2 protein-coding genes and 1 pseudogene are annotated in these 1,110 nt (G+C 58.4%); all 3 read right to left on the reverse strand.

Features of this window, described 5'->3' with window-relative positions; genetic code table 11:
• Positions 1 to 151: 151 nt before the first annotated feature.
• Complete coding sequence (locus tag EOA86_RS35705; RefSeq protein WP_029352317.1) at positions 152 to 517, reverse strand: PRC-barrel domain-containing protein; 366 nt, start codon at positions 515 to 517, stop codon at positions 152 to 154.
• A gap of 84 nt (positions 518 to 601) precedes the next feature.
• Complete coding sequence (locus EOA86_RS35710) at positions 602 to 805, reverse strand: dodecin family protein (RefSeq protein WP_029352316.1); 204 nt, start codon at positions 803 to 805, stop codon at positions 602 to 604.
• A gap of 93 nt (positions 806 to 898) precedes the next feature.
• Positions 899 to 1,110: pseudogene (locus tag EOA86_RS35715) on the reverse strand (3-deoxy-8-phosphooctulonate synthase); the annotation flags it as partial.

The following is a 1,110-nucleotide window of genomic DNA, read 5'->3' on the forward strand; positions in this document are numbered from 1 at the left end:
TTTTTCCTTATCCCGGCGGCCTTTTTTACCTCGTTTTACACTCACCAGCCTCAACAGGGCGTGGTAGAGTTGTCGACCCTTGCGGCGGAGTAGATATTGCAAAAAGGCCCCCGGTCCAGCCGGGGGCCTTTTTGATTCCGGTAGAGCAAGGTCAATGCCAATAAGGCTCGACCTTGTAGTAACTGTATGAAGCATCACGCGCGGCCTCGCCGTCAGCGCCCGTCAATTCGTTGATCGAATAGGCGGGAGCCGCCTTCAGTTGCTCCTTCGTGAACGGCACGACGTAGCCGCCCTTGTCCTCGTCATAGTCGAGGCTCGCCCACGGAATGGCGTGGTACTTCTCGCCGATGCCAAGAAATCCGCCAAAGCCGATCACGGCAAACATGATTCCGTTCGACAACTTGTCGAGCATGACATCCTCGATGTCGCCGATGTGCGTGCCTTCCGTGTTATAAACCGATGTGCCGATAACCCGCGAAGCGGCGATGGCTTCGGTGTGTCCTGTCTGGGTTGTCATGGTGTGCTCCTCTTGTCGTTCACTTCAGGTTGGACAATGAGGAGAGGGCTGCGAAGGTTCCCGACTTTTATCCATGCGGCATGATCACTCAGCGAGGATAAAGGTAACCTTCATGTTGACGCGGTAGGCGGAGATCTTGCCGTCCTCGACGACGACTTTCTGATCCTGGATCCAGGCGCCTTCGACGTTCTTTAGGGTTTTTGCGGCGCGCGCAATCCCCACTTCGATGGCGTCCTGAAAGCTCTTATTCGACGATGATGTGATTTCGGTGACGCGGGCGACGGACATGGCTTCCTCCTCCAGGCACTCGGGTTGCCTGGGCAGCGTACAACCCGCACGTGTTGACTACATGTTTAGGGGTCGGGACTTAGGGCCGGAGCCCTAAACTGCTCGGCCCTTGGCCACGCGATCGAATGCCATCAGCCTTTCAAGCAGCGCCCGAAGGTCCTTCAGCGGCACCATGTTGGGACCATCGGAGGGGGCATTGTCGGGATCCTGATGCGTCTCGATGAAGACGCCGGCGACACCGACCGCAACCGCAGCGCGCGCCAGCGTCTCGACGAAGCGCCGATCGCCACCCGAGGAGCCGCCCT

Source organism: Mesorhizobium sp. M5C.F.Ca.IN.020.32.2.1 (assembly GCF_004023105.1).
GTDB classification, from domain to species: Bacteria; Pseudomonadota; Alphaproteobacteria; order Rhizobiales; family Rhizobiaceae; genus Mesorhizobium; species Mesorhizobium wenxiniae.

Bases quoted from the DNA above. Each gene is read 5' to 3' on its own strand.
- EOA86_RS35705 (WP_029352317.1), bottom strand. From the start codon at position 517: ATGACAACCCAGACAGGACACACCGAAGCCATCGCCGCTTCGCGGGTT.
- EOA86_RS35710 (WP_029352316.1), bottom strand. From the start codon at position 805: ATGTCCGTCGCCCGCGTCACCGAAATCACATCATCGTCGAATAAGAGC.